This is a genomic window from Klebsiella planticola (assembly GCF_000783935.2).
Classification (GTDB): Bacteria; Pseudomonadota; Gammaproteobacteria; order Enterobacterales; family Enterobacteriaceae; genus Klebsiella; species Klebsiella planticola.
The window spans coordinates 2,532,927-2,558,468 of record NZ_CP026047.1 but is presented as its reverse complement, the minus strand read 5'-3'; the positions used below and the strand labels follow the sequence as shown (position 1 = coordinate 2,558,468).

22 protein-coding genes are annotated in these 25,542 nt (G+C 56.0%); 11 read left to right on the top strand and 11 right to left on the bottom strand.

The genetic code is table 11. The annotated features are described in order from the left end of the window. Window positions 1–242 precede the first annotated feature (242 nt). Entirely contained in the window at window positions 243–1,868 is a 1,626-nt protein-coding gene (locus MC50_RS12415) for an ATP-binding protein (protein WP_032697242.1), read from the top strand. Continuing rightward, complete coding sequence (locus MC50_RS12410; protein ID WP_032689511.1) at window positions 1,858–2,556, top strand: response regulator; 699 nt, start codon at window positions 1,858–1,860, stop codon at window positions 2,554–2,556. Before MC50_RS12415 ends, MC50_RS12410 begins: the two co-directional genes overlap by 11 nt. Before the next feature lie 30 nt (window positions 2,557–2,586). Here MC50_RS12410 and djlA read toward each other — a convergent pair whose 3' ends face one another. Further along, a complete protein-coding gene (gene djlA / locus MC50_RS12405; RefSeq protein ID WP_032698180.1) occupies window positions 2,587–3,414 on the bottom strand; it encodes a co-chaperone DjlA in 828 nt (275 codons plus the stop codon). Between the two features lie 244 nt (window positions 3,415–3,658). Here djlA and lptD point away from each other — a divergent pair, with 244 nt between their 5' ends. The 6 genes from lptD (at window position 3,659) to apaH (ending at window position 10,505) form a co-directional block, all read left to right on the top strand. After that, window positions 3,659–6,004, top strand: coding sequence for an LPS assembly protein LptD (gene lptD, locus MC50_RS12400; RefSeq protein ID WP_015585172.1), 2,346 nt, complete (start codon window positions 3,659–3,661; stop codon window positions 6,002–6,004). Window positions 6,005–6,058: 54 nt separating this feature from the next. Next, window positions 6,059–7,345, top strand: coding sequence for a peptidylprolyl isomerase SurA (surA, locus tag MC50_RS12395; protein ID WP_032689512.1), 1,287 nt, complete (start codon window positions 6,059–6,061; stop codon window positions 7,343–7,345). 119 nt (window positions 7,346–7,464) lie between these two features. Then, a complete protein-coding gene (gene pdxA, locus MC50_RS12390; RefSeq protein ID WP_015585173.1) occupies window positions 7,465–8,454 on the top strand; it encodes a 4-hydroxythreonine-4-phosphate dehydrogenase PdxA in 990 nt (329 codons plus the stop codon). Beyond that, window positions 8,451–9,272: a 16S rRNA (adenine(1518)-N(6)/adenine(1519)-N(6))-dimethyltransferase RsmA gene (gene rsmA, locus MC50_RS12385; RefSeq protein WP_004857784.1), complete on the top strand. Its 822-nt coding sequence runs from the start codon at window positions 8,451–8,453 to the stop codon at window positions 9,270–9,272. The genes pdxA and rsmA overlap by 4 nt, the downstream gene beginning before the upstream one ends. A 2-nt stretch (window positions 9,273–9,274) precedes the next feature. Next, window positions 9,275–9,652, top strand: a complete 378-nt coding sequence (gene apaG / locus MC50_RS12380; RefSeq protein WP_004857782.1) for a Co2+/Mg2+ efflux protein ApaG — start codon at window positions 9,275–9,277, stop codon at window positions 9,650–9,652. A gap of 4 nt (window positions 9,653–9,656) precedes the next feature. After that, window positions 9,657–10,505, top strand: a complete 849-nt coding sequence (gene apaH / locus MC50_RS12375) for a bis(5'-nucleosyl)-tetraphosphatase (symmetrical) ApaH (RefSeq protein ID WP_032689513.1) — start codon at window positions 9,657–9,659, stop codon at window positions 10,503–10,505. An 82-nt stretch (window positions 10,506–10,587) separates the two neighbouring features. Here apaH and folA read toward each other — a convergent pair whose 3' ends face one another. From folA to MC50_RS12340, 6 genes are all read right to left on the bottom strand, one after another. Then, window positions 10,588–11,067, bottom strand: a complete 480-nt coding sequence (folA, locus tag MC50_RS12370) for a type 3 dihydrofolate reductase (protein WP_004857778.1) — start codon at window positions 11,065–11,067, stop codon at window positions 10,588–10,590. 197 nt (window positions 11,068–11,264) lie between these two features. Then, window positions 11,265–13,139: a glutathione-regulated potassium-efflux system protein KefC gene (gene kefC / locus MC50_RS12360; RefSeq protein ID WP_047664026.1), complete on the bottom strand. Its 1,875-nt coding sequence runs from the start codon at window positions 13,137–13,139 to the stop codon at window positions 11,265–11,267. Then, window positions 13,132–13,662 carry a glutathione-regulated potassium-efflux system oxidoreductase KefF gene (gene kefF, locus MC50_RS12355; protein WP_032697241.1) on the bottom strand — a complete coding sequence of 177 codons (531 nt, stop codon included), beginning with the start codon at window positions 13,660–13,662 and terminating at the stop codon, window positions 13,132–13,134. The genes kefC and kefF overlap by 8 nt, the downstream gene beginning before the upstream one ends. Window positions 13,663–13,757: 95 nt before the next feature. After that, complete coding sequence (locus MC50_RS12350) at window positions 13,758–15,062, bottom strand: MFS transporter (RefSeq protein WP_032689516.1); 1,305 nt, start codon at window positions 15,060–15,062, stop codon at window positions 13,758–13,760. Window positions 15,063–15,134: 72 nt separating this feature from the next. Further along, a complete protein-coding gene (locus tag MC50_RS12345) occupies window positions 15,135–16,085 on the bottom strand; it encodes a 2-hydroxyacid dehydrogenase (protein ID WP_080748444.1) in 951 nt (316 codons plus the stop codon). Window positions 16,086–16,295: 210 nt separating this feature from the next. Further along, window positions 16,296–17,288 carry a LacI family DNA-binding transcriptional regulator gene (locus MC50_RS12340; RefSeq protein ID WP_032689518.1) on the bottom strand — a complete coding sequence of 331 codons (993 nt, stop codon included), beginning with the start codon at window positions 17,286–17,288 and terminating at the stop codon, window positions 16,296–16,298. 287 nt (window positions 17,289–17,575) lie between these two features. On the opposite strand from MC50_RS12340, the gene idnO reads away from it, so the two are divergent. Genes idnO through MC50_RS12325 form a run of 3 tightly spaced genes read left to right on the top strand, consistent with a single transcriptional unit; the run spans window position 17,576 to window position 19,349 of the window. Beyond that, window positions 17,576–18,340, top strand: a complete 765-nt coding sequence (gene idnO / locus MC50_RS12335; protein ID WP_032689519.1) for a gluconate 5-dehydrogenase — start codon at window positions 17,576–17,578, stop codon at window positions 18,338–18,340. 14 nt (window positions 18,341–18,354) lie between these two features. Continuing rightward, complete coding sequence (locus MC50_RS12330; RefSeq protein ID WP_047664020.1) at window positions 18,355–18,885, top strand: gluconokinase; 531 nt, start codon at window positions 18,355–18,357, stop codon at window positions 18,883–18,885. Beyond that, complete coding sequence (locus tag MC50_RS12325) at window positions 18,882–19,349, top strand: YhcH/YjgK/YiaL family protein (protein ID WP_047664018.1); 468 nt, start codon at window positions 18,882–18,884, stop codon at window positions 19,347–19,349. The genes MC50_RS12330 and MC50_RS12325 overlap by 4 nt, the downstream gene beginning before the upstream one ends. A gap of 53 nt (window positions 19,350–19,402) precedes the next feature. Here MC50_RS12325 and MC50_RS12320 read toward each other — a convergent pair whose 3' ends face one another. The 4 genes from MC50_RS12320 to dapB all read right to left on the bottom strand — a co-directional run bounded on the left by MC50_RS12320 (window position 19,403) and on the right by dapB (window position 25,475). Beyond that, the gene (locus tag MC50_RS12320; RefSeq protein ID WP_032689522.1) at window positions 19,403–19,636 is read right to left on the bottom strand and encodes a YgdI/YgdR family lipoprotein; all 234 of its coding nucleotides are present in this window, start codon (window positions 19,634–19,636) and stop codon (window positions 19,403–19,405) included. 169 nt (window positions 19,637–19,805) lie between these two features. After that, window positions 19,806–23,030 (bottom strand): carbamoyl-phosphate synthase large subunit, encoded by a 3,225-nt coding sequence (carB, locus tag MC50_RS12315; RefSeq protein ID WP_032689523.1) that lies wholly within the window; start codon window positions 23,028–23,030, stop codon window positions 19,806–19,808. A 16-nt stretch (window positions 23,031–23,046) separates the two neighbouring features. Continuing rightward, window positions 23,047–24,195, bottom strand: a complete 1,149-nt coding sequence (gene carA / locus MC50_RS12310; RefSeq protein WP_032689524.1) for a glutamine-hydrolyzing carbamoyl-phosphate synthase small subunit — start codon at window positions 24,193–24,195, stop codon at window positions 23,047–23,049. A 458-nt stretch (window positions 24,196–24,653) separates the two neighbouring features. Then, window positions 24,654–25,475: a 4-hydroxy-tetrahydrodipicolinate reductase gene (gene dapB, locus MC50_RS12305; RefSeq protein WP_046853110.1), complete on the bottom strand. Its 822-nt coding sequence runs from the start codon at window positions 25,473–25,475 to the stop codon at window positions 24,654–24,656. Between the last annotated feature and the right edge of the window lie 67 nt (window positions 25,476–25,542).

The window sequence follows — 25,542 nt, the reverse complement described above, 5'->3', positions numbered from 1 at the left end:
GGCAACGCCTCGCCACCACTGACCACAGCGGGCTCCGGCGGATTGAGTGACCGCCGGCTTGCTCGTCCGCCGGGCGATCTGGCGGAATGGGCGGCTTGCCGTGGCGTCTTGATAAATCATCGTCAGTAGATGATTCTGGTTTCTCATCGCCTGCGGTAACGCTCACCACGTTCCCGCCTAACCCATGTCGGCACCAGGACAATGTGACAGTTCCGGCGCCGTAGAGACGTTGCACACGACTTATGAAGGTTTCCTTTCAATTTAAGCTGTTTATTTCGCTGGTCGCCTTTTTCTCCGTATTATTCGCGCTGCTGGGCGTCTATTACTACATTGATGCCAGCCATCAGCTGTATCAGGAAATGAGTACCCGCGCCAAAATACAGGCTGAAGAGATCGCGCTGATGCCGGATTTACGCCAGCAGGTTATCGAGGAAGACCCGCAGTCGCTAACGTCATTTATGCAAAAAATCGCCGCCCGCAGCGACGCGAGCTTTATTGTCATTGGCAATGCGCAGGGCGTACATCTGTTTCATTCCGTCCACCCGGAGTGGGTCGGTACCCGGCTGGTGGGCGGTGATAACCAGGCGGTGCTGGAAGGGAAAAGTATCACCACTATCCGTAAAGGAGGGCTCGGGGTGTCGCTGCGCAGCAAGGCGCCGATCTTCGACCCCTCCGGCCGGGTTGTGGGCATCGTCTCCGTGGGCTACCTGACCAGTTATCTCGATAGCATCACGCTGACAAAGGTCATTAATATCTTCATCGCCGCCGTGCTGCTGCTGATCGCGCTGTTTATTTTTTCCTGGTATTTTACCCGCAGCATTAAAAAACAGATTTTTTCGCTGGAACCGCGAGAAATCGGCCTGCTGGTGCGTCAACAAAAGGCGATGATGGAATCAATCTATGAGGGGGTTATCGTTATCGATCGCCACCGGCGTATCGAGGTGATCAACCACGCCGCGCGCAGCCTGCTGGGACTGAGCCAGCCCGCGCGTCTGCTGCGCGGTCAATCGATCGATAGCGTCATCGCCCCGCAGCCCTTTTTCGCCAGCGGTGAAATGCTGGAAAACGACACTCACGATGAGCTGTGTCGCTTCAACCAGCTGACCGTACTCGCCAGCCGGGTGCGTATCATGCTGGAGGAGTCGCTGCAGGGCTGGGTGATTACTTTCCGCGATCGTGATGAAATCAACTCCCTCAGCGCCCAGCTAAGCCAGGTTAAACGCTATGTTGATAACCTGCGCATCATGCGCCATGAACAGCTGAACCGAATGACCACCCTCTCCGGCCTGCTGCATATGGGTCACTATGACGAAGCGATTCGCTATATTCAGGCGCAGTCAGAACACGCGCAGGAGCTGCTGGACTTTATCTCTTCCCGTTTCAGCTCGCCAACGCTCTGCGGCCTGCTGCTGGGTAAGGCGGCCCGCGCCCGTGAAAAAGGGGTGGCGCTCAGCTTTGACCCCGCCTGTCAGCTCGACCGGCCGCTGCCTTCATTAATTGAATCGGAGCTGATTTCGATTATCGGCAACCTGCTGGATAACGCGATTGAAGCCACCCAGCGCGCCGAGCTGCCGCACGAACCGGTGGAAGTGCTGATTCAACTGAATGCCCGCGAGCTGATGATTGAAGTTGCCGACCGCGGCATCGGCATTGACCCGGCTATCCGCGATCATATCTTTGAACGCGGCATTACCACCAAAACCCGTGGCGATCACGGTATCGGCCTGTATCTTATTGAACATTATGTGACACAGGCTGGCGGCACCATTGAGGTCGCCGATAACTCACCGCGCGGCGCGATCTTTACCCTGTTTATCCCCGCCGACGGCCCTGTTCATTCCCGACACGAGGCGAACTATGCATCATGATCTGGTCGATGTGTTGATCATCGAAGATGAAAGCGAACTGGCGAGGCTGCATGCCGAGCTGATTCAGAAGCATCCGCGTATGCGGCTGACAGGCATGGCCGCCTCCCTCTCCCAGGCGCGGCAGATGCTAAATAGCCAACCGCCGCAGCTGATACTGCTCGATAACTATTTACCTGACGGTAAAGGGGTCACATTGATGACCGACCCGATTCTGGCAGAGGCCAACTGTTCGGTGATTTTTATTACCGCCGCCAGCGATATGGAAACCTGTAGCCAGGCGATTCGCAACGGCGCCTTCGACTACATTCTTAAACCCGTCTCCTGGAAGCGCCTGAGCCAGTCGCTGGAGCGTTTTGTGCAGTTTTACGATCAGCAGCGAGAATGGAAAATCGTCGATCAACAAAACGTTGATTCGCTGTACCAGCTGCAGGCGAAGAACTATCGCGCCGATAGCGGCAGTAAAGGGATCGAGGAGAAGACGCTGGCGCTGGTGCAGAATCTGTTCAACGGCCGGGAAGAGCACAGTTTTTCCGTGGATGAGGTGGTAAACGATGCCGGGTTAAGTAAAACCACCGCCCGCCGTTACCTGGAACACTGTGTGGAAATCGGTTATCTCGAAGTCGAGATGTTGTACGGAAAGATTGGTCACCCGCGACGGATGTACCGACGCGCTCAGCGCGCATCATGAGGCCTCTCCCGCCAGGGAGAGGCCTGCGGCTCAGAACCCGCGCTGCTCTTTGATCAGCTCCCAGGCCTTCTGAATATCCTGTGCTTTCTGCTTCGCCATCTCCATCATTTCCGGCGGCAACCCTTTTGCCACCAGCTTATCCGGATGGTGCTCACTCATCAGCTTGCGATAGGCGCGCTTCACCGTCGCGGCATCATCGGTAGGCTTCACCCCCAGCACGTTGCATGCATCTTCCAGCGTGGGTCCGCGCTGCGCCTGCTGCCAGCCGGCATTTCCACCGCCCTGGCCGTAAGAGCCTTGCTGAGAACCGCCGCCAAACTGAGCGCCGCCCTGCATCATTCGCAGGAACTGCTCGAACTGCGCGCGGGAAATCCCCAGCTCATCGGCAATCACAAACAGAACTTCACGTTCATTAGGATGTAATTCGCCATCGGCGAAGGCCGTCTGCAGCTGAATTTCCAGAAACATCCGAATCAAATCGAAGCGCCCGAAACAGACGCTGCGCAGCTGGCGCATTTTTTCACGCAGCGGATAATCATCGGATTTCCCCACGCGAAAGGCCTGCTGTGCCGCCGTACGCGACTCGCCATGCAAATTCATGCGATCCATCAGGATGCTGGCGACATGAATATCGGCTTCGGTAACGCGACCTTTGGATTTGGTTAAATGGCCCATCACCTCAAAGGTGGTGGAGAAAAACAGCGCCTGCCGCTCCTGCTGATTGGCAAACACATTGATACGGCGGCTTCGCGCCCGGTCAAATATATGGCCGACCAGCAGGCCCAGCACCAGTCCCCAAAAGCCTGCGCCCATCATCAGCGCGACCGCAACCCCAATTATTTTTCCCAAATACTGCATAGACTCCCCAATCTTTACGCCGCCAGTTAAGCTATATATGACCGCACGTTACAAAGCGCTGACGCTTAGGTCAATTGTGGGACATAGCCTATATTTTGCTTTATCATACTCGTCATTCTACACGGTGCCTAACGCTCGGGATTCAAACCGGCAGGATTAACACTAGCGCGATGAAGATGAGTACGTTAGGCTCTGACCGTTTGCAAGCCGCTGCCACAAGATGACGGAACAACAAATACAACGTATGAAAAAACGTATTCCCAGCCTCCTGGCCACCATGATCGCCAGCGCCTTGTATAGCCAACAAGGCCTCGCCGCCGATCTCGCCACGCAATGTATGCTTGGCGTACCAAGCTATAATCGTCCCCTCGTTGAAGGTCAAACTAACGAGCTGCCGGTGACGATCAACGCCGATCATGCGAAGGGCAATTATCCTGATAATGCCGTATTTACCGGTAATGTTGATATTAACCAGGGTAATAGCCGTCTCCAGGCGGATGAAGTCCAGCTTCATCAGCAGCAGGCTGCTGGCCAGCCGCAACCCGTTCGCACGGTTGACGCGCTCGGCAACGTTCACTATGACGATAATCAGGTTATCCTGAAAGGCCCGAAAGGCTGGTCAAACCTGAACACCAAAGATACGAATATCTGGCAGGGCGATTACCAGATGGTTGGTCGCCAGGGCCGCGGTACCGCCGACCTGATGAAACAGCGCGGCGAAAATCGCTATACCATTCTGGAAAACGGCAGCTTTACCTCCTGTCTGCCGGGTTCTGACACCTGGAGCGTGGTTGGTAGCGAAGTCATCCACGACCGCGAAGAGCAGGTCGCAGAAATCTGGAACGCCCGTTTCAAACTCGGTTCGGTCCCTGTTTTTTATAGCCCCTACCTGCAGCTGCCGGTGGGCGACAAACGTCGTTCAGGCTTCCTGATTCCTAACGCCAAATACAGCACCAAAAATGGCGTAGAGTTTTCACTGCCGTACTACTGGAATATCGCGCCAAACTTCGACGCCACCCTGACGCCGCACTACATGAGCAAGCGTGGCGGCGTGATGTGGGAAAACGAATTCCGCTATCTGACCAAAGCGGGCGCGGGTCTGTTCGAATTTGACTACCTGCCGTCCGATAAAGTCTACCAGGACGATCACTCCAGCGACAGCAACAGCCGCCGCTGGTTGTTCTACTGGAATCATTCGGGTGTCATTGACCAGGTATGGCGTCTTAACGCCGACTACACCAAAGTCAGCGATCCGGACTACTTTAACGATTTCAGCTCGAAATACGGCTCCAGTACCGACGGCTACGCCACGCAGAAATTCAGCGCGGGCTACGTCAACCAGAACTTCGACGCCACCGTGTCAACGAAACAGTTCCAGGTCTTCAACCGTGAGTCGAGCAACTCCTACGCCGCTCAACCGCAGCTGGACGTAAACTATTACCAGAACGATGTCGGTCCGTTCGATACCCATCTCTATGGTCAGGCGGTGCACTTCGTCAACACCAACGGCAACATGCCGGAAGCCACGCGTGTTCACTTCGAGCCGACCATCAACCTGCCGCTGTCTAACGGCTGGGGCAGTATTAATACCGAAGCCAAACTGCTGGCGACCCACTACCAGCAAAGCAACCTCGACAATTACAATTCCACCAATAATGCGGACTTAAAAGAGTCTGTTAACCGCGTCATGCCGCAGTTTAAAGTCGACGGTAAAATGGTCTTCGAGCGCGATCTGCAGGAGGGGTTCACCCAAACCCTGGAGCCGCGCATGCAGTATCTGTATATCCCGTATCGCGATCAGAGCCAAATCGGTTCCTATGACTCCACGCTGCTGCAGTCAGACTACAGCGGCCTGTTCCGCGACCGTACCTACAGCGGCCTGGACCGTATTGCTTCCGCGAACCAGCTCACTACCGGCGTGACCTCGCGCGTATATGATTCCGCCGCCGTTGAACGTTTTAATATTTCCGTTGGTCAAATCTATTATTTCACCGAGTCCCGGACCGGTGATGACAACATCAACTGGGAGAACAACGACACAACGGGTTCACTGGTATGGGCCGGCGATACTTACTGGCGCATCGCTGATAACTGGGGTTTACGCGGGGGAATTCAGTACGATACGCGTCTGGATAACGTCGCTACCGGTAACGGCACCGTGGAATACCGTCGCGATGAAAACCGTTTAATACAGCTTAACTATCGTTATGCCAGCCCGGAATACATTCAGGCCACGCTGCCGTCGTACTCCACCGCTGAGCAGTACAAAAATGGTATTTCTCAGGTGGGCATGACCGCCAGCTGGCCGGTTGTCGATCGCTGGTCGGTGGTCGGTGCATACTACTTTGACACCAATACCAGAAAGAGCGCCGACCAGATGTTAGGGGTCCAGTATAACTCCTGCTGCTACGCGATTCGTCTCGGCTATGAACGCAAGATCAACGGCTGGGATAGTAACGGCAACGGCGAGAGCAAATACGATAATACCTTTGGCATCAACATTGAGCTACGTGGCCTGAGCTCCAACTACGGTCTCGGCACTCAGCAGATGCTGCGTTCGAACATTTTACCGTACCAGAACTCCCTGTGATGTGGCTGGTTTAAAACGTAATCCGCATTTGCGGTTAATTGAAATGGAAAAAGTATGAAGAACTGGAAAACGCTGCTTCTCGGTATCGCCATGATCGCGAATACCAGTTTCGCTGCCCCACAGGTTGTCGATAAAGTAGCGGCTGTCGTCAATAATGGCGTTGTTCTTGAAAGCGACGTCGATGGCTTATTGCAATCGGTTAAGCTCAATGCTGGCCAGGCCGGTCAACAGCTGCCGGATGACGCGACCTTACGTCATCAGATCCTCGAAAGACTGATCATGGACCAGATCGTTCTGCAGATGGGCCAGAAGATGGGCATGAAAATCACTGACGATCAGGTCGATCAGGCGATTGCCAACATCGCGAAACAGAACAACATGACCATGGATCAGATGCGCAGCCGTCTGGCCTATGACGGTCTCAACTACAACACCTACCGTAACCAGATTCGTAAAGAGATGCTGATTGCGGAAGTGCGCAACAACGAAGTCCGTCGTCGCATTACCGTGCTGCCGCAGGAAGTCGAATCTCTGGCAAAACAGATTGGCGATCAGAACGATGCCAGCACCGAGCTGAATCTTAGCCACATCCTGATTCCGCTGACAGAAAACCCGACCTCTGACGACGTAGCGAAAGCGCAGGAACAGGCTAACGCGATCGTTGAGCAGGCGCGCAGCGGCGCTGACTTCGGCAAACTGGCTATCACCTACTCTGCCGACCAGCAGGCGCTGAAAGGCGGCCAGATGGGCTGGGGTCGTATTCAGGAACTGCCGGGGATCTTCGCCCAGGCGCTGAGCACCGCGAAGAAAGGTGATATTGTCGGCCCGATTCGCTCTGGCGTCGGCTTCCATATCCTGAAAGTGAACGATATGCGCGGCGGCAGCAAGAACATCTCCGTCACCGAAGTTCACGCGCGTCACATTTTGTTGAAGCCGTCGCCGATCATGAATGACGATCAGGCGCGGGCTAAGCTGGAGCAGATCGCCGCGGATATTAAGAGCGGAAAAACCACCTTCGCTAAAGCAGCAAAAGAGTTCTCTGAAGATCCGGGTTCCGCAAACCAGGGCGGTGATTTAGGCTGGGCAACGCCTGATATCTTCGATCCGGCGTTCCGCGATGCGCTGATGCGTCTGAACAAAGGCCAGACCAGCGCGCCGGTTCACTCCTCCTTCGGCTGGCACCTGATTCAACTGATGGACAGCCGTCAGGTAGACAGAACCGACGCCGCGCAGAAAGACCGCGCGTACCGGATGCTGATGAACCGTAAGTTCTCTGAAGAAGCGGCAACCTGGATGCAGGAACAACGCGCCAGCGCTTACGTCAAAATTCTGAGCAACTAATATCACGGCCTCATACACAACGGCACTCAGGGTGTATTGAGGCGGCAAGCCGTCGAGCCCGGATAACTCACGATGTGAGCGGACCCGACGGCGTTGCCAACAGAAAGACGTCCTGAAGGATGAAGTGTATGAATCGAGTTGTTATCACTCCCGGCGAACCCGCCGGTATCGGCCCCGACCTTGTCGTACAGCTTGCGCAGCGCGACTGGCCGGTAGAGCTGGTGATTTGCGCCGACGGCGCCCTGTTATCCGACCGAGCTCAACAGCTCGGTCTTCCTTTATCTCTCCTGCCCTACGATCCTTCTCTTCCCGCAGCGGCACAACGCGCTGGCACTCTGACGCTCCTCCCGGTCGCGCTGAACGCCCCCGTCGAACCCGGCGTGCTGAACGTGCGCAACGGAAGCTATGTGGTTGAGACGTTGGCTCGCGCCTGCGACGGCTGCCTGAGCGGCGAATTTGCGGCGTTGATTACCGGGCCGGTCCATAAGGGCAATATCAACGACGCGGGGATCGCTTTTACCGGCCATACCGAGTTCTTTGAAGAGCGCGCCCACGCCAGCAAAGTGGTCATGATGCTGGCGACGGAAGAACTGCGCGTCGCCCTGGCAACCACTCATCTGCCGCTGAAAGCGATCAGCGATGCGATCACCCCGGATTTGCTCCGTGAAGTGATAACGATTCTGGACCACGATCTGCGCCATAAATTCGGTATCGCCCGGCCGCACGTGCTGGTCTGCGGTCTGAACCCCCACGCCGGCGAAGGTGGACATATGGGGACGGAAGAGATCGATACGATTATTCCCGTGCTGGAAGAGATGCGCGCCCGGGGGATGAATCTGAGCGGCCCGCTGCCGGCAGATACCCTTTTCCAGCCCAAATATCTCGACAATGCCGATGCGGTACTCGCGATGTACCACGATCAGGGCCTTCCCGTGCTAAAATACCAGGGCTTTGGCCGTGGCGTGAACATTACGCTCGGTTTACCTTTTATTCGCACCTCTGTTGACCACGGTACCGCGCTTGAACTGGCGGGCCAGGGAAAAGCGGATGTCGGCAGTTTTATCACGGCGCTTAATCTCGCCATCAAAATGATTGTTAATACGCAATGAATAATCGAGTCCATCAGGGCCACTTAGCCCGTAAACGCTTCGGGCAAAACTTCCTCAACGATCAGTTCGTGATCGACAGCATTGTCTCGGCCATTAACCCCCAGAAAGGGCAGGCAATTGTCGAGATCGGTCCGGGCCTGGCGGCGCTGACCGAGCCGGTCGGTGAACGCCTGGACGCACTTACCGTTATCGAGCTGGATCGCGATCTGGCCGCTCGTCTGCAGACGCATCCGTTCCTCGGGCCGAAGCTGACCATTTATCAGCAAGATGCCATGACCATGAACTTCGGCGAGCTGTCGCAGACTATGGGTCAGCCGCTGCGCGTGTTCGGCAACCTGCCGTACAACATCTCGACGCCGCTGATGTTCCATCTGTTCAGCTATACTGATGCCATCGCCGACATGCACTTTATGCTGCAAAAAGAGGTCGTCAATCGCCTGGTTGCCGGACCGAACAGCAAGGCGTATGGTCGACTGAGCGTTATGGCGCAGTATTACTGCCAGATTATCCCGGTACTCGAAGTGCCGCCGGGCGCCTTTACGCCGCCGCCTAAAGTGGATTCCGCCGTTGTGCGTCTGGTGCCTTACCGCACGCTGCCGCACCCGGTGAAAGAGGTTCGCGTGCTGAGCCGAATCACTACCGAGGCCTTCAACCAGCGTCGTAAAACGATTCGTAACAGCCTCGGCAACCTGTTCAGCGTTGAGGTACTGACCGAGCTGGGCATCGACCCGGCAAAACGTGCAGAGAATATTTCCGTGGCGCAATACTGTCAGCTGGCTAACTGGCTATCTGACAACTCGCCCACCAAGGAGAGCTAACCATGATTAATTCGCCTCGAGTTTGCGTGCAGGTGCAAAGCGTCTATATCGAATCGCAGTCTTCCCCGGAAGAAGAGCGCTACGTTTTCGCTTATACCGTCACGATTCGCAATCTGGGGCGGACTCAGGTTCAGCTTCTTGGCCGCTACTGGCTTATCACCAACGGCCACGGTCGTGAGACTGAAGTGCAGGGTGAAGGGGTTGTCGGCGAACAGCCGCATATTCCCGCAGGCGGTGAATTCCAGTATACCAGCGGAGCCGTCATTGAAACGCCGCTGGGCACCATGCAGGGACATTATGAAATGATCGATGTGAACGGCGCGCCGTTCTCGATCGATATCCCTGTTTTCCGTCTCGCAGTACCAACGCTCATTCACTAAAACAATGTCTACATACCTTATTGGCGACGTTCACGGTTGCTACGATGAACTGCTCGCATTATTAAAGCAGGTGGAGTTTACCCCAGGGAACGATACGCTGTGGCTCACGGGCGATTTAGTCGCACGCGGCCCGGGTTCGCTGGAGGTTTTGCGCTACGTTAAATCTCTTGGCGATAATGTGCGTCTTGTCCTCGGCAATCACGATCTGCACCTGCTGGCCGTCTTCGCCGGCATCAGCCGCAACAAACCCAAAGATCGCCTGAAATCGCTGCTCGAAGCCCCGGATGCCGACGAGCTGCTCAACTGGCTGCGCCGTCAGCCGCTGATGCAGATTGATGAAGAGAAAAAGCTGGTGATGGCCCATGCGGGTATCACGCCACAATGGGATCTGGAAACGGCAAAACAGTGCGCGCGCGATGTTGAAGCCGTGCTTGCCAGCGACTCCTATCCGTTCTTCCTCGACGCGATGTATGGCGATATGCCGAATAACTGGAGCCCTGAGCTGAGCGGTCTCGCCCGCCTGCGCTTTATCTCCAATGCCTTCACCCGTATGCGCTACTGTTTCCCGAACGGGCAGCTGGATATGTATGCCAAAGAAGCGCCGGAAAACGCCCCTGCGCCGTTAAAACCGTGGTTTGCCATTCCCGGCCCGGTGAGCAACGAGTACAGCATTGTGTTTGGTCATTGGGCTTCGCTGGAAGGCCGCGGTACGCCGGAGGGGATATACGCCCTCGATACCGGCTGCTGCTGGGGCGGGGATCTCACCTGCCTGCGCTGGGAAGACAAGCAGTACTTTACTCAGCCCTCAAACCGGCAGAAAGAGCCTGACGAAGGCGAGGCGGTCGCCTCCTGAAAAAAATCCCGGATAACGGTAAGCGCTATCCGGGATATCATCATGTTGCCCCGGCCAACGCTACGCGCTGCCCGGAATGCCATCAGCGACGTTCGAGAATCTCGAAGCAGTAGCTATGCGAGTTCTGCGCATCGGCATCGTGAAATTCGCTGAATACCGACTCCCACTGGTCCGGATCGTAGTCCGGGAAATGGGTATCCCCTTCCACTTCGGCATCAATGTGCGTCAGATAAAGCTTCCGGGCCTTCGGCAGGAACTGCTCATAGACACGACCGCCGCCGATCACCATTATCTCTTCAACGTCGCCGCAGGCGGCGATCGCTTCATCAACCGACTTCACCCACTGCACGCGATCGTCGGTGCCCGGCTGGCTGCTGATAACGATATTCTTACGCCCCGGCAGCGGGCGACCAATAGACTCCCAGGTCAGACGCCCCATCACCACCGGCTTGTTTAAGGTATTACGTTTAAACCAGGCGAGATCGGCAGGCAGGTCCCATGGCATGGCGTTTTCCATACCAATGACGCGATCTACCGCTAACGCCGCAATCAGACTGATCATTGAAAATTTCCCGAATGCAAAAAATTGCCGCCACTATACGTAAAGCGTAATACTTCGTCGACTGCGCGGAGAGTAAAGAATAAGAAAATTTTCGGATTTGCAGGCGGGCCCACGTAAGCTACGTGAGCCGCCTGCTGAGGATCTAAATTGAAAACAAAATGTTAACTGTAAACAAAACGTAACGGCAGCCTCACGACTCAGGCAGAAGGTTTACTCTCCGGTTCATCGGCAATATCTCCGGTGTGTCTCCCCTCTTCCGTTCCCTGCCAGCCATGCCGCTGAACCAACGACAGATGATTGCGATCCTCGTTAATAATGGTGGTCAGCATGTCGCTGGTGCGTTTAAAGACCGCCAGGCGGGAAGCCGCGTCGTTTTCCGCCATCGCCGCCATCGCCACCATCTCCTCCACCATTTTCTGGTTGAAGCGACGAAACAGGTCGGCGCGCTCGCGCGCTTCATAAGCGCCGAGGCCCAGAGCCTCCAGCGCCGTTCGCCCGGATTTCAGCGCCGCCTCGAAGGTTTCACGCTCCGGGGCCTCCACGCCGGCCTGACGCAGCTGGATATAGTGATCCACATCGCGGGCGCGGGAGATAATCTGCAGATGCGGGAAATGCTCTTTTGCCAGCTCAACCAGCTGCAGACTGACCTGCGGATCGTCAATCGCATTGATCAGCACCTCGGCTTTTGCCGCCCCCGCAGACTCCAGCATATCCACGCGCGTGGCATCGCCGTAAAACACTTTCATATCAAATTTACGCAGCGTATCCACGTGGTCAGGATCGTGATCGAGGATCACCATCTTCACCCCGCCGGAGAGCAGCACACGACCGGCGATCTGCCCGTAACGGCCGAAGCCGGCGATAATCACCCGCGGCTGCTCTTCATCAATCTCATCCGCTTCGCGTTCCTGGCCGCCGGATGATTTCTCCAGGCGGGTCAACAGCACCAGCAGGATCGGCGTTGCCGCCATTGACAGCGCCACCGCCAGCGTCAACGCTTTCGCCCAGTCGCTATCCAGTACGTCGGCCATCTGCGCCGCGCCGAAGACCACAAAGGCAAACTCACTCCCCTGCCCCAGCAGAACCGCAAACCAGCGGCGCTGGGCGCGCGGCACCCCGAGCGGCTTCGCAATCAGCCACAGCATCGCGCCTTTAATGATCAGGAAGCCGACCAGTAAAACCAGAATGCGCAGCGGATGGCTCATCAGGGTACCGAAATCAATCGACATCCCGACGCCAATGAAGAACAGCCCCAGCAGCAGCCCCTTAAACGGCTCGATGTCGCTTTCCAGCGCGTGGCGATATTCCGAGCTCGCCAGCAACACGCCGGCGAGGAAGGCCCCCATCGCCATCGACAGTCCAACCTCCTCCAGCAACAGGCCAAAGCCGAAGACCAGGAACAGGGCTACGGCGCTGAACACTTCGCGCAGACCGGAACGGGCCACGAAGCGCAGTACCGGACGGGTCACATAGCGGCCGAGCGCCACCACCAGGACCAGCGCGCCAGCCACCTTAAGCGCGGACAGGGCAAATGCCGCCAGCGTCGTGGAGCCACCGCTGGCGGCCAGCAGCGGGATCATCGCCACCAGCGGGATCGCCGCGATATCCTGAAATAGCAGGACGGCAAATGCGCTCCGCCCCAGCTGTGAGACCGTCAGATTACGTTCGTTCATCGCCTGCATGGCGATCGCCGTCGACGACAGCGCCAGCGTCATGCCGATTAGCTCCGCCACCTGCCAGCGCATCCCCAGCAACATGCAGAACAGGCCAATCAGCGCGCCGCACACCACCATCTGCAAGGCGCCGCCGCCAAACACCGACGCGCGCAGCTTCCACAGGCGCTGCGGGTCGAGTTCCAGACCAATCACAAACAGCATCAGGACCACGCCGATTTCGGCAAAGTGCAAAATCGCCTCGGCGTCGGTCACCAGCCTCAGCCCCCACGGCCCGATAATACAGCCGGCAATCAGATAGCCGAGCACCGACCCCAAACCAAGGCGCACGGCGATCGGCACAATCAGCGCGGCGGATCCCAGATAAATCAGCGCCTGTATCAGCGTATGGCTATCCATGATGCGTCTCCTGCCATTCGATCAGGCGTTGTCGATAGCGGCGCGCCTGCGCCTGAAGGGTTTCATCGTCGCAGATAAACGTGCAGTGCATGGCGAAAGGTGGCAGCCACTTCATTCCACAGTACAGACCAGTCGCCTGGAGCGGTTGGGAAAGCACATCAAACCCGGGAAATGCGCCGATATCAAAGTGGCTCTCGCCGCCGCCGGTGGTCACCGCCCACAACAGCGATTTACCGCGCAGGGCGATGCCGTTATGCCCGTAGGCCCAGCCGTGCGACAACACTTTATCCATCCACAGTTTCATTAGCGGCGGCACACTGTACCACTGCATCGGATGCTGCCAGATAATCAGCTCGGCTCGCGCCAGCGCCGCCTGTTCGGCGGCGACGTCGATATTAAAATCGGGGTAAAGTTGATAGAGGGAGCGTATTTCTACGCCATCCAGCGTCCTTGCCTGCTCAAGCATCCGCTTATTCGCATGCGAGTGATGCGGATAGGGATGGGCATAAATTATCAGAATCATTGATTAGCCTGCGTTAACTCTCGTTGTAATCAGCAAGAGTGTAGTCAGTTAATCGAAGTGCTTACAATCACAACCTGCTTTTATCTCAATACCCTTCAGGCATTTCGCGGCTGCTTGCTGACGACGGCAGCGGGCTCGCCGATCTCAAGATCGCAGCGTTTCGGCAGCAGGAAGGTCATGGTCCCGGCGATGATGAGCGATCCTGCCAGCGCGCAGACCGCCACGTTCTGGCCATACAGATAGATCATCACCCCAACCAGATAAGGACCGCAGAAGCCGCCGAGATTGCCCAGGCCGTTAATCACACCCCGTGCGCTACCGGCGACTTCCGCGGCCGCGATACGCCCCGGCATCGACCAGAACGGGCTGGTCGCCGACTTAAGGAAGAAACCGCAAATCACCAGCGCAATATAGGCCGCCACAACGTGCTCACGCAGTACCACCGAGGCCACCAGCGCCGCAGCGAAGCTGTAGAGCGAGAAGCGTACCCACAGGCGACGTTTGCCGCTGCGATCGCTGAACAGCGAAATCACATAAATGCCCGCCAGCGTGGCCACAAACGGCAGCACCGCCAGGAAGCCGACGCTGGCCATACTGCCGCCGGTCAGGCCCTTCAGAATAGTCGGCAGCCACAGGGTGTAACCGTAATCGCCGGTCTGATAAAAGAAGTTAAGGATAACCAGTTTCATCAGCCCGCTATTGCGGAAAACATCTTTGACCGGTGCGTTGCTGACCGCATCTTCCGCCAGCTTTGCCGCCCGCTCTGCGGCCAGCGTGGTAACCAGATAGTGGCGCTCTGCCTCCGGCAGCCAGCGCGCCTCTTCCGGACGGTCGCTGATCATAAACCACCACACCGCCAGCACCACTACGGACAGCAGGCCTTCGATAATAAACAGCCAGCGCCAGTCGAGCGCGGCAATAATCGCCCCGGAGACCGGTGCGGTCAGCATGCCGCCCAGCGGAGCAAACATCATGACGAAGGCATTGGCCCGCCCCAGCTCTTTTTCCGGGAACCAGTTGCTGACCATCGTCAGCACCACCGGTAGCATCCCGCCTTCGGATACGCCGAGAATAAAGCGCAGCACCAGCAATTGATATTCATGGGTCACAAAACCGGTGGCAATCGACACCACCGCCCAGGCCATCAGCGACCACGCAATAAAGCGTTTACCGCTGCCATTTACCGCAATACGCCCGCCGGGTATTTGCAGAAATAAATAACCAATAAAAAATATTCCGCTGGCCACACCGGCCATTTGACTGGTAATACCTAAATCAGCTTCCATGCCACCGGGCAAAGCAAAACTAATATTCACCCGATCCATAAACGAAATAATACAGGCAATCAACACCGGCGTGATAATACGCAGCCAGCGGGTGCTGGGAATTTTATCATTCATATTTCGTACTCTCTATGCAGAGGTTATTGTTGTCATTAAATTAGAGCCGGGCACAGAAATAAGAGATGAACATTAATTAATGGCATTCGGCAATACGTTACCGGAGAAATAAGCGGTGACGTTTGCAAAAACCACTTCGCTCATTTTCTGTCGGGTTTCATGGGTGGCGCTGGCCACGTGCGGTTGCAACACCACATTATCCAGCGCGATCAATGCTGCCGGGACATGAGGCTCATCTTCAAAAACGTCGAGGGCAGCGCCGGCGATAACACCGTTTTGTAACGCCTGAATCAACGCCTTTTCATCCACCAGCGAACCGCGAGCGATATTAATCAGCCACGCATGTTTCGGCATGACGTTGAAGACTGAAAAATCGATCAGCCCGCGGTTTGCTTCACCGCCGGAGGCGGCAAGCACCAGAAAATCACTCTCATGGGCCAGGGTATGCAGATCGGCGCACCACTGGTAATCCAGCCCCGGAACCGGTTTACGATCATGGTAAAGCACCTGCATATCGAAACCGCGGGCGCGGCGGGCAATCGCCTGACCAATATTGCCCATCCCCAGCAGGCCGATACGTTTACCGCTCACCTGGGTGGCCAGCGGCATGCACCCCTTCTCCCAGCGGCCTTCTCGTACGAAACGATCGCCCTGACACAGATTGCGGGAACCGGCCAGCAGCAGCCCCATTGCCAGGTCCGCCACGTCGTTAGTCAGCACGCCGGAAGTGATGGAAACCTGAATCTGCCGGGAGCAAACATACTCTAAATCCACCGCATCGGTGCCCACACCGAAAATGGCAATCAGACCCACGTGCGGCAGCAGTTCGAGGACGCTGTTCTGCACTCCGATATCCCCTCGGGTGACAACGGCTGCAATATTCTCTCCCTGCTCACGCAGAAAACCGATGGGATCCTCCTGTTCGTACAGACGCAGCAGCGGGAAGTCGGCCGCCAGCTGTTCCTGCAAGGCATCAATAACGGGGGCCACTAAGAGGATGGCGCGGGTAATAGTACTCTTCATCAGATCACCTGTTTGACGGTTCATTACGACAGTAGCCACTATCAAACGGTTTTTTAGCCGAACGTTTTGCGATCTGCATCACGCTGAATCGTGTTAAAAATTGCTGTTACGGTGTCCGTGATCGCTAAGACAAAAACCCGGTTTTACGCGGGGACAAGCGACGAAGCGTTAACGTTCTGCTAACAGGGCTGCGCCGCCGTTCAGGCAGGATTAAATGGTTTCGCCCATCGACAGGCGATAGTGCAGATCGACTTTCTCTATGGTTGGCAGTCCTTTGATTTTCTTAATTAAAATCTCAGTGGCCACCTTACCCATTTCATAGCGTGGAGTCAGAACGCTTGCCAGCCGCGGGGTGACGATCTGGCCAATCTCCAGACCATGAAAACCGGCGATCGCCAGCTCCTGCGGCACCGCGATACCCGATGCAAGGCACTCCTGTAACACGCCCACCGCCAGGTCATCATTAGTGCAGAGAATCCCGTCCATAGCGGCGTACATCTGCCGCGCCAGATTCATCATGCCGGTGCCAATCGACACCGACGACACCTTATTGGGGGCAATGCGCCCCGTCGGCAGTCCGGCATTCTCCATCGCCTGACAATAGCCGGCGTAGCGCTGCTCATCGCGGACATCGGACATCGACCCAAAATAGATAATGTGCCGCTTGCCGCTCGCCAGCAGCATCGTGGTCATGTCAAAACCGGCTTTGAAGTTGTCAAACCCGACATTGATTCGCCCCGGGTTCTCCGCCAGTCCCATCACCTCCGCGATCGGGATTTTCGCCGCATTGAGGTATTTGTCCGCCCGCAGCGTATGGAGCGACTCAGTCAGCAGCAAGCCTTTGACATGAAAGGCCAGTACGGCGGCAATCTGCTCCTCTTCACGCTGGCGGTCGTAATCGTAATTGACCACCAGCGTCTGATAGCCATGAGCCGCGGTCACCGACTCGATGCCAGCCAGCAGGTCGGCGAAGATTTGATTATGAAAAGAGGGAATCAGCACGCCGATGCGCGGGACGGCGACGCTGGTCATCGCCGGATTGTCGGGATCGGGCTCGTAACCAATTTCCGCAATCACGCTGGCGATACGCTCCGCCGTCTCCGGTTTTACTTTATCCGGCGTACGTAAATAGCGGCTGACGGTCATTTTGGTTACGCCAGCCAGCGCTGCAATATCATTGAGCGTAATGCGTTGTGCTTTCATCTATCGACCCGTCAAATACATCCACTGCATCAGGCCATTATGCCTGCCGCTGAAGAAAAAGAGAATCGAACCCTTCCCCCGTTAACCCCTTGAGCAGCGGTAATTTCCACGCGGCTTCACGTTTAACGTAACCCCTTTTCGTAACACTATTTTGAGTGATCTCCATCACAGATTTAAGCGGCGAAAATCCGTGATATAGAGCACAGGTTGTTGCGGTTTGTTTTTTGCCAGTCAGGAATTAAAACGCCCAGCATCATTTATATTCAGCCGTTAATCAGGATATCAAGATGAAAGATCTTTTCAGCTTACAAGGCAAACGTATTTTAATTACTGGCGCAGGACAAGGCATTGGTTTTGTCATGGCGCAAGGCCTTGCACAATATGGCGCAGAAATTATTATCAACGATATTTCAGCGTCCCGGGCAGATGATGCGGTGATGAAATTACGTGATGAAGGTGCGATTGCCCATTCGGCCGTATTTAATGTGACCGATGCCGATGCGGTCGAAAATGCGATTGCTAAAATCGAAGAAGAAACCGGCGCTATTGATGTGTTATTCAATAATGCGGGTATTCAGCGACGCCATCCGTTTACCGAATTTCCGGTCCAGGAGTGGAATGATGTTATTTCCGTTAACCAGACCGCGGTATTTCTGGTTTCGCAGGCCGTGGCTAAACGCATGGTCAGCCGTCAGCGCGGAAAAATCGTCAATATCTGTTCCATGCAGAGCGAGCTGGGACGCGACACCATTACGCCTTATGCCGCCGCCAAAGGGGCGGTCAAAATGCTGACCCGCGGCATGTGCGTCGAGCTGGCGCGCTATAACATTCAGGTCAACGGTATCGCACCGGGCTACTTTAAAACCGCCATGACCCAGGCACTGGTGGACGATCGCGCCTTTACCGACTGGTTGTGTAAACGCACGCCTGCCAACCGCTGGGGCGATCCGCAAGAGCTGGTCGGTGCGGCGGTGTTCCTCTCCTCCAGAGCATCCGATTTCGTCAATGGTCATCTGTTGTTTGTCGACGGCGGCATGCTGGTTGCCGTCTGATTAAGGAGCGCATTATGGCAGGGCAATGCATTATTTTGATGGGCGTCTCAGGCACCGGCAAAACCACCGTCGGGCAGGCGCTGGCCCAGGCGCTTGGCGCGAAGTTCATCGATGGCGACGATCTGCATCCACGGCAGAATATTGTCAAAATGGCCGCCAGCCAGCCGCTTGATGATGACGATCGCCTGCCCTGGCTGGAGCGGATTGCCGACGTGATTTTCAGCCTGGAGCAAAAGAATGAATCCGGCGTGCTGGTCTGCTCGGCGCTGAAAAAACGCTATCGCGACCGTCTGCGTGAAGGCAGCGACAACCTGCGTTTTCTGTGGCTGACCGGCGACTATGAGTGCATTCTGCAGCGGATGCAGCAGCGTAAAGGCCACTTTATGCCGGAAGCGCTGCTGCGCAGCCAGTTTGCCGCCCTGGAAACGCCGGACGCCAGCGAGCGCGATATCATCGCCGTTGATATCGCCCCCGACGTGGCGACTATCGTCGCGCAATCCATCACCTTACTTGACCCTCACCCACTACAGGGAGTCCCGGCATGATTATCGATACCCTCAACGCTGGCGCAAAAAACGCGTTCTATCCGCCGGTGATCCGCAAAGCTTTACAGGCCGTCGCCCAGCAGGATCCGCACTCCCTACCGCCGGGAAAATATACCGTCGATGGAGACAATCTGTTTTTCACCGTGGTCGAAGGCCAGACGCGCCCGCTGTCGGAGCAGCGCCCGGAATTTCATCGTCAGTATATTGATATTCATATTGTCCTGGCGGGCGTTGAGATAATCGGTGCCGGTAACAAAGGTCTGCCGATCGCGCCGGACGGGCCGTTCAAGGAGGCCCACGATATTGGCTTTTGTGAGGCAATCAGCAGCGAAACACTGATTCATCTGTACCCGGAAGAGCTGGCCATTTTGTTTCCGGGCGAACTGCACCGTCCGATGGGCGCGATGGATGCCGGCGCGCCGCTGCGCAAAATTATCGTTAAGATAGATAACGCTCTGCTGTAGCTGTCCCGCCGTACTCAGCCCCACGAGATCCTTCGCGGGGCCCCGGATAACCCTTAGTTATCCAGTTCGTCCATCGACTTCACCTGATCGCGATTGATCTGTTCAGTCCGGCCGGTTTCCGCATTTTTGTATGACACCATACCGGTGTCATCATCCACCTGCGGCTTACCATCAGTGACGATCGTTTTACCGTCGGTCGTTTTCAGCGACTGGTTCGATGAACAGCCCGCCACAAACACCATTGCCGTCGCCGCCAGCGCGGATGCCATCAGAATTTTGTTCCGCATTGTATCCTCCTGTCTTTCCGTCAATTGATATCGTTATGATGCTAACTATAGTTAGCCTCACCAGACGGGCAGTGAAAAGCAGAACTCTCCGAAGATGGCGCGGATAAAAAAAGGCCGACGATTTCTCGTCAGCCCTTGTTGTTCCGCGACCCGGTATTAACGAGGCGGCTTACTTTTTAATTTGCGCGTGCATTTCCTGAACCGAGGTCACTTTCTCGATGGCGTTAGCGTTGAGCGCCATCGCCGTGGCGAAACCGCCGTTCAGGGTAGTGTCGTAATGCACTTTGTACTGCAGGGCGCTGCGGCGAATCAGCTTGGAGTCTTCAATCGCCTGACGACCTTCGGTGGTGTTGATGATGTAGGTGTATTCGCCATTCTTGATACGGTCCTGAATGTGCGGACGACCTTCATGCACCTTGTTCACCAGACGTGGGTTGATCCCCGCCTCACCCAGCACAATCGCGGTACCGTGAGTCGCATCCAGTTCGAAGCCGAACTTCAGCAGTTTCGCCGCCAGGTCAACAACACGCTCTTTGTCGCCTTCGCGAACGGAGAGCAGCGCGCGCCCCTGTTTTTTCATCGTGGAGCTGCTGCCGAGCTGCGCTTTAGCGAACGCTTCGGCAAAAGTACGGCCCACGCCCATCACTTCCCCGGTAGAGCGCATTTCTGGCCCTAACAGCGGGTCAACGCCAGGGAATTTGTTGAACGGCAGCACCACTTCTTTCACCGAGTAGTACGGCGGGATAATTTCTTTGGTTACGCCCTGCTGTGCCAGAGTCTGGCCAGCCATCACGCGCGCCGCGACTTTGGCCAGCGGGACGCCGGTGGCTTTCGAGACGAACGGGACGGTACGCGCCGCACGCGGGTTCACTTCAATCAGGTACACTTCGTTGTTTTTCACCGCGAACTGGACGTTCATCAGGCCACGGACCTGCAGTTCAAAGGCCAGCTTCTGTACCTGCTCACGCATCACATCCTGAATTTCCTTGCTCAGGGTGTAGGCCGGCAGAGAACATGCGGAGTCGCCGGAGTGCACGCCCGCCTGTTCGATGTGCTCCATGATGCCACCAATCAGCACCATTTCGCCGTCGCAGATAGCATCAACGTCGACCTCGACCGCATCGTCAAGGAAGCGATCCAGCAGAACCGGTGCGTCGTTCGAGACGCTGACCGCGGTCTGGAAGTAGCGCTTCAGGTCGGCTTCGTCGTAGACGATTTCCATCGCCCGCCCGCCCAGGACGTAGGACGGGCGCACCACCAGCGGGTAGCCAATCTCTTTCGCCTTCTCAACGGCCATCTCAATGGTCGTTACGGTCGCGTTCGCCGGCTGTTTCAGCTTCAGACGGTCAACCGCCTGCTGGAAACGTTCACGGTCTTCGGCACGGTCAATCGCATCCGGGCTGGTACCGATAACCGGTACGCCAGCCGCTTCCAGCGCACGCGCCAGTTTCAGCGGCGTCTGGCCGCCATACTGGACGATAACGCCCTTCGGCTTCTCGATGCGGACGATTTCCAGCACGTCTTCCAGCGTCACCGGCTCAAAGTACAGACGGTCGGAGGTGTCGTAGTCGGTAGAGACGGTTTCCGGGTTACAGTTAACCATAATGGTCTCGTAACCGTCTTCGCGCAGCGCCAGCGAAGCATGTACGCAGCAGTAGTCAAATTCGATACCCTGGCCGATACGGTTCGGGCCGCCGCCGAGGACCATGATTTTATCGCGGTCAACGGACGGGTTCGCTTCACACTCGTCTTCATAGGTGGAGTACATATAGGCGGTATCGGTGGCGAATTCCGCCGCGCAGGTATCCACACGCTTGTAGACCGGGTGCAGGTTGTACTGGTCGCGCAGCTTGCGGATTTCGCCTTCACGAACGCCCGCCAGTTTGGCCAGACGCGCGTCGGCAAAGCCTTTGCGCTTCAGCTGGCGCAGGAAGTCAGGCGTCAGACCGGTGATGCCAAGGTCAGCCACTTTCTCTTCCAGACGGACCAGCTCTTCAATTTGTACCAGGAACCAGCGGTCGATGTTGGTCAGGTTGAAGACGCCGTCCACGGACAGCCCCGCGCGGAACGCATCGGCGATGTACCAGATACGCTCGGCGCCGGCATCTTTCAGCTCACGGCGAATTTTGGTCAGCGCTTCCGGGTCGTCGAGACTGACTTTCGGGTCGAAACCGGTAGCCCCTACTTCCAGGCCGCGCAGCGCTTTCTGCAGGGATTCCTGCTGGGTGCGGCCAATCGCCATCACTTCGCCCACGGATTTCATCTGAGTAGTCAGACGGTCGTTAGCGCCAACGAATTTTTCGAAGTTGAAGCGGGGAATCTTGGTCACGACATAGTCGATGGACGGTTCGAACGAGGCCGGCGTACGGCCACCGGTGATGTCGTTCATCAGCTCATCGAGGGTGTAGCCGACCGCCAGCTTGGCCGCCACTTTGGCAATCGGAAAACCGGTCGCTTTCGATGCCAGCGCGGAGGAGCGTGATACGCGCGGGTTCATTTCGATAACAATCAGACGGCCGTCTTTCGGGTTTACGGAGAACTGAACGTTAGAGCCCCCGGTTTCCACGCCAATTTCACGCAGCACCGCCATCGATGCATTACGCATCACCTGGTATTCTTTATCGGTCAGGGTTTGCGCCGGCGCGACGGTAATGGAATCGCCTGTGTGGATCCCCATGGCGTCGAAGTTTTCGATCGAGCAGACGATGATGCAGTTATCGTTCTTATCACGCACCACTTCCATTTCGTACTCTTTCCAGCCGATCAGCGATTCATCAATCAGCAGTTCGTTGGTCGGAGAGAGGTCCAGCCCGCGGGCACAAATTTCTTCGAACTCTTCACGGTTGTAAGCGATACCGCCGCCGGTGCCGCCCATGGTGAAAGACGGACGGATGATGCATGGGTAGCCCACGTCTGCGGCCACCGCCAGCGCTTCTTCCATGGTGTGCGCAATGCCGGAACGCGCGGTATCCAGACCGATTTTCTTCATTGCCACATCGAAGCGACGGCGGTCTTCCGCTTTATCAATCGCGTCAGCGGTAGCGCCGATCATGGTGACGCCGAATTCGGCCAGCACGCCCTGACGTTCCAGCTCCAGCGCGCAGTTCAGCGCCGTCTGACCGCCCATGGTCGGCAGTACCGCATCCGGACGCTCTTTTTCGATAATTTTGCGCACGACTTCCCAGTGAATCGGCTCAATATAGGTCGCATCGGCCATTTCCGGGTCGGTCATGATGGTGGCCGGGTTGGAGTTCACCAGAATGACACGGTAACCTTCTTCGCGCAGGGCCTTACAGGCCTGAGCGCCAGAGTAGTCAAATTCGCAAGCCTGGCCGATAACGATCGGGCCAGCGCCAAGAATCAGGATGCTTTTTATGTCTGTACGTTTTGGCATGGCTCTTTTCTCCTGATTATTTCGCGGACTGGCGGTACTGCTCAATTAATGCAATAAAATGGTCGAACAACGGCGCGGCATCGTGCGGGCCTGGGCTCGCTTCCGGGTGGCCCTGGAAGCTAAACGCCGGTTTGTCAGTGCGGTGGATGCCCTGCAGCGTCCCGTCGAACAGCGACTTGTGGGTCACGCGCAGGTTAGCCGGCATGGAGGCTTCGTCGACCGCAAAACCGTGGTTCTGGGCGGTAATCATCACCACATTATTATCGATATCTTTAACCGGGTGGTTGCCGCCGTGGTGGCCGAACTTCATCTTAACGGTCTTCGCACCGCTCGCCAGCGCCAGCAGCTGATGGCCGAGGCAGATGCCGAATACCGGAATATCGGTCTCGAGGAATTTCTCAATCGCGGTAATGGCGTAATCGCACGGCGCCGGGTCGCCAGGGCCGTTGGACAGGAAGATACCGTCCGGATTCATCTTCAGCACCTCTTCGGCGGAGGTTTTCGCCGGCACCACCGTCAGGCGGCAGCCGCGGTCAACCAGCATGCGCAGAATGTTGCGTTTAGCGCCAAAATCGTAGGCCACAACGTGGAACGGCAGCTCGCTTTCCGCCTTCGCTTCCGGCAGGTCGCCCGCCAGCGTCCAGCTGCCTTGCGTCCAGCTGTAGGTTTCTGAAGTGGTGACTTCTTTCGCCAGGTCCATGCCGTTCAGGCCAGGGAACGCTTTGGCTTTTTCCAGCGCCAGCTGCGCATCCAGGTTATCACCCACGATGATGCAGCCGTTCTGTGCGCCTTTTTCACGCAGCAAACGCGTCAGCTTACGGGTATCGATATCGGCAATCGCCACGATGTTATGGCGCTTGAGGTAAGAAGAGAGGTCTTCGGTATTGCGGAAGTTGCTGGCAATCAGCGGCAGGTCGCGAATGACCAGACCCTGCGCATGTACCTGAGAAGATTCTTCATCGCTGTCGTTGGTGCCGACATTACCAATATGGGGATAAGTAAGAGTGACAATTTGGCGGGAATAGGAAGGATCAGTGAGGATTTCTTGATAACCGGTCATTGAAGTATTGAAAACGACTTCCCCAACCGCCGTGCCCGTTGCCCCGATGGCCCGACCGTGAAACTGGGTTCCGTCTTCCAGAACCAATAGCGCTGACTTAATCAAAACACCCTCCAGAGAATATTCACTCACTTTATTTGCATATTAATGCATGTGCATGACATGAATCAATGCAAATTTGCTTACCTATGGATTTCTGGCAAACGGCGGCATTCTGGAGAGATGTCGGGTAAAAGTCAACTTAAAGCCGATATTTTTTATCTCTTTTTACGTCACTGACCTCTCAGCACTGCGTTAGCAGGCAAAAAGATCAACAAACTATGCAGAGAAAACGCTTGCGGACCAGGAAGATTGCAAAACAGCGCGCGCAGGAACAAAAAAGTAGACCAGATGGTCAAAATTTACAATAACACAACAAAAAATGGAGGGATAATTTAATATTATAGCTATTTCATCAATTTTAATTGATGAAATGATGAAAAATAAAAAGGGCAATAAAATATTGCCCTTTGCAATCAATTACATATTGAATGCAATAACCACATCACTATGGGTAATAAAACTTATAAAGTATTGAGATCAAGCACATCACGCATGTCGAAAAGGCCTGATTTCTTATCTTTTAACCACAATGCAGAACGAACGGCACCATTAGCAAAAGTCATCCGGCTGGATGCCTTGTGGCTGATTTCAATACGCTCACCAATATCGGCAAACATGGCGGTATGCTCGCCGACGATATCTCCGGCGCGCACGGTGGCAAAGCCAATGGTCCCCGGGACGCGTTCGCCGGTATGGCCTTCACGGCTGTAGACCGCGCAATCCTTCAGATCTTTGTTCAGTGCGCCGGCAATCGCCTCGCCCATCGCCAGCGCGGTGCCTGACGGTGCGTCCACTTTGTGACGGTGGTGCGCTTCAATAATTTCGATATCGGTGTAGTCGCCCATCACCTTCGCCGCTTTTTCCAGCAGCTTTAACAGGACGTTGACGCCAACGCTGAAGTTGGCCGCGAAAACGATCGCAATCTCCTGCGCCGCATCGCGAATGGCCTGTTTCCCGGCCTCATCAAAACCGGTGGTACCAATCACCATCCCTTTGCCGTGTTCGCGACAGAAAGCAAGGTGGTTTAACGTCCCTTCCGGGCGGGTGAAATCGATTAGCACATCAAAATCATCTTTGACCGCCGCAAGACTGCTTTGCACCGTGACACCGGCTTTACCGGCACCGGCCAGCTCACCGGCATCGCTGCCAAGGAGGGAAGAACCTTCGCGCTCCAGCGCCGCGCCCAGCGCCACGCCGTCCATCTGCTGTACGGCCTGAATTAACTGGCGTCCCATCCGGCCGCCCGCGCCTGCGATGGCCACGCGGATTTGTGCATCATGCATAGCTATTCTCTTTTGTTAACTTAACGTAAATTGTTTCCAGATTAACCAGCCCGTCGATGAGCCGCTA